The sequence below is a fragment of the Mesorhizobium sp. WSM4850 genome (genome assembly GCF_055811735.1).
Genome location: NZ_JBVVPV010000017.1, coordinates 1 through 3,369, shown reverse-complemented (window position 1 = coordinate 3,369; position 3,369 = coordinate 1). Strand labels below are relative to the sequence as shown.

Below are 3,369 nucleotides of genomic sequence, written 5' to 3'. Positions count from 1 at the left end.
CTTCCTTTGGTGATAAGGTGCGCTGGGCCGGCTCGGAGATCCGAGGGTTCGGTGGCCGGATGGGGTCGGGCCTTCTCATGCTGTCTGCGGCTGGAGCAGTGGGCGTGGCCGGCGACGGAGCCGAAGGCGCTTTTGCTTGCGGGGAGGGTGGTTGCACCTCGCGTTGCGGAGCGCTTCTATCACCAGGTAAAGGCGCGGTTGAAGGGCGCGCTTGTTCGGTGACCCTGGCTTGTTCGGTGACCTTGGCTGGCGTCGTTTCGCGAAGCGATGTTGGCGTTTCGGCTGGCCGGACGTCCACTATGCGCCACAATTCGGCAACGACATCGTCCAGTTTTTCCACCGAACGATCGACCGCCTTGCTGTGACGAAACCAAGTCTGTGCAATCGGCTCGGCGGCGCTTCGCCCGACTGCTTCGCCGCCGTCATCCGGCCGATCCCATTCTGGTTCTTGGACGAAAGCGCGCCCGGTTTGATCGCGATCTTCGGTCATTGCTGCCACCCCGGTTCGAAAATCACGCGAGAACGCTTTGCATCGGATCGGAATAGGTCTCGGGCACGAGCGAGGGATACGGCACGTTTTGAGAGGCTTCCGGCGCCAGCATATCGTCATCGAGGAAAGCGACCGCTTCATTCACCAGCACGTCGGGATTCTGGCCGCCAAGATCGGGGCCGGTGGAAATCAGCTCCGCCTGGATGAGGATCTCGTCCGAATAGATGCCGCCGCCTACATAGGTCTTGCCGGTGGAATCCACGTCGGCAATGTAGGCATAATTGACCAGCGAGTTGGTTCCTGTCGAAATTGTCCAGTCCGCCTCCGGATGCGCCAGCGCATTCATGGCCAGGGCCACCTGATCGCTGTCACCAAGAATGGTGGTCTGTTTGATGTATTGTAGATTGAGGATGTCGCCGGAGATGTAGAGCACCCGAATCGCCCCGATGCCCGCGAATGCGCCATCGTTCAGTATGTCGGAAAGGTCACCGTTGCCGTTCTGCAGGCTTTCACACGCCTTGCGATAAGCTTCAGACATCGCCTCGAAGCGATCGCCGGCGCCGTAATTGACGATGTTGGCCTGGTTCCAAAGCAGATTGTCGCTGGTCGAGGCCGCGCCTTCGCCGGTTGTATGGAAACCATCGACCGCGCCGATCAGGTCGTTGTCCAGCAGCACGTTCAACTGATGGATGATGTTGGCGTCGTAAATGTTTCCGCCGACTACGATCAGGTCGTAATTGAAGCCCAATTCGTCCAGCGAAATCTCGTTAGCCGCCGTGTTGGCGCCGGCTGTCACCAGCGTCTTGACTCCCGATGACGACAAGACGGAAACGTCATTGTCCATCATGAAGGCGTATTGCTGGATCCAGTTCATGATGAGCAGGTCGCCTTCGACCTCGGTGACAACCCAGTGCTCGGGAAAGTCACCCTGCTTGGCCTGCGACGCCGCAGCTTCCGCCGACGGATCGATGCGCTTGAACATCGCGATATTGAAGCCTTGGGTCGGATCGGTCGCGTTCAGGCCCCAACCGTTGATGGAGGAACTGACGAGGTCGCTGTCGCACGCGACATTGATCTGAATGATCGCGTTGAGCTCGACATGGTCGCCCATCACCGCGCAAACCGGCGACTGCAGCCAATTGTTGGCCATCGCGACGCTGTTGACGAGGAGATTGCCGCCGGCTTCCAACTCGACTGAAACATCGATGTCGATGCTGCCGGACCCAGGCGTGTAGGAGGGTTGCTCGGCCTCTTCTTCCTCGTCCTCTTCCTCATCGGCTCGACGGTGCTTCTCCGGGAGGTGATCGTCGAGCTTGGGCGCTTCGTCCACGGACTGCCCATTGACGTAAGTGCCTTCGATGACGTCAGCCTTGACGACGAAAACATCGGCTTCGCCATCCGTTTCCTCCGCATAGCCGTTGAGCCGTTCGCCGGCTGTCTTGATGACAGCCACTATCTCCTCGGACGAACCCGGCATTTCCAGATCGTCGATCGGCGACAGATCCGCCGCCGCGCCCAGCAAGGTCGCCATTTCGGCAGCATGGTCCGCTGCTGCGGGAGAGAATTTCAGGCCATGTCCGCCAGCGCCTGTATAATCGTTATCGGAGAGCCGAAGCTCCTGATTGATAAGGACCGCCACCGAGCCAGGGGGCTCGATATGGGGCAGGATCAGGCGTGAAGGCGCACTCCCCATCGGCGGCGCGTCCGGGTGGAACAGGAAACCTGGATAGGCGACGTCCGGCTGCGGGATCGCGGGGATGTCTGGAGGAACGAATTGGAAATCCGACCAGGGTGTCGTCAGGACAAGTTTTGGTGGAACTGGCGAATACTCGATGGAGGGAACGAAATCCTCCAGATTGTATCCTGCCTCGATGTTGACCGTTTGACTGGCAAGCTCCGGCGTTTCTTCCTCGACCGCCTGGGCCGCCTTGAATTCGTCATAGGCTTTCCTGAGACGGGCTTGCTCCAGTGTGATTTCAAAGAGTCCCACAAAGTGGCTGATCGCCTCGGTGATCTTGTCCATATACACGGAAGTTTCCTCCGGTTTTCGAGATCATCCGCGCCCTTGCCGGGTCGCGCTTCTCTTCTCTGGTTGGGAAGACTGCGCGGGGTTTTCCCCCGCGCAGTCCCTTTTTTGCAGGTCTCGCTCGGCGAGACCGGCCACGCCAGTTATGTCGCGTCGTCTTCGCCAACCACCGAGCTGGTGAGGTTGCCGCCCACTACAGTCATGTCGACCGAGTGGCCTTGCAGGTTGGCGCCCATCACGATCTGCTGGTTGAAGCCGTTCATGTCGATGGTGCCATTGGCGTTGGCCTGGCTGATGGCTTCAATGTGCTGGTCGTGGCCGATATTCGACCCCCAGCTGCCGCCGCCGCCGCCATCGCCAGCCGCGCCGCCGGTCGCAGTCGCTGCGCCGCCGTTGCCGCCAGCACCGCCCGTGGCGTCGCCGCTCCAGGCATAGCCACCGTCCGCTCCGTCAGCCCAAGCGCCGCTGAGAGCAACTGCGCCCGTTCCACCGGTCGCCGTCGAAGCGCCGCCGGTCGCATCGCCGCCAGTCGCGTCGCCGGCCGTGGCCGCACCGCTGGTGGCTGCGCCACCGGTGTTGATGTTGCTCGCCACGCCGCTGCCGGCTCCGCCGCTGCCGGCACCGCCGGTTGCGTCGCCGCTCGTGCCAGCCCCACCCGCACCGCTGGTCGCGCCGCCGCCGGCGCCGCCGACGCCAGAGCCAGAGCCAGTGCCGGAGCCGGAACCCGAGCCAGCGCCGCCGGTCGAGCCTGCGCCGCCGCCAATCGAGCTTGCAGCACCGCCATCGACATCGGCGAAGTTGCCGGCATTCGCGCCGCCGCCACCGCCGCCGCCGCCGCCGCCGCCGCCACCAC

General features: G+C 62.4%; 1 protein-coding gene and 2 pseudogenes. All 3 read right to left on the bottom strand.

All coding sequences use genetic code 11. The annotated features are described in order from the left end of the window. Nucleotides 1-490, bottom strand: a pseudogene (locus tag AC0L2Z_RS17605) (hypothetical protein); the annotation flags it as partial. A 22-nt stretch (nucleotides 491-512) separates the two neighbouring features. Continuing rightward, nucleotides 513-2,513 (bottom strand): type I secretion protein, encoded by a 2,001-nt coding sequence (locus AC0L2Z_RS17600; RefSeq protein ID WP_473628938.1) that lies wholly within the window; start codon nucleotides 2,511-2,513, stop codon nucleotides 513-515. A gap of 146 nt (nucleotides 2,514-2,659) precedes the next feature. Next, nucleotides 2,660-3,369: pseudogene (locus AC0L2Z_RS17595) on the bottom strand (hypothetical protein); the annotation flags it as partial.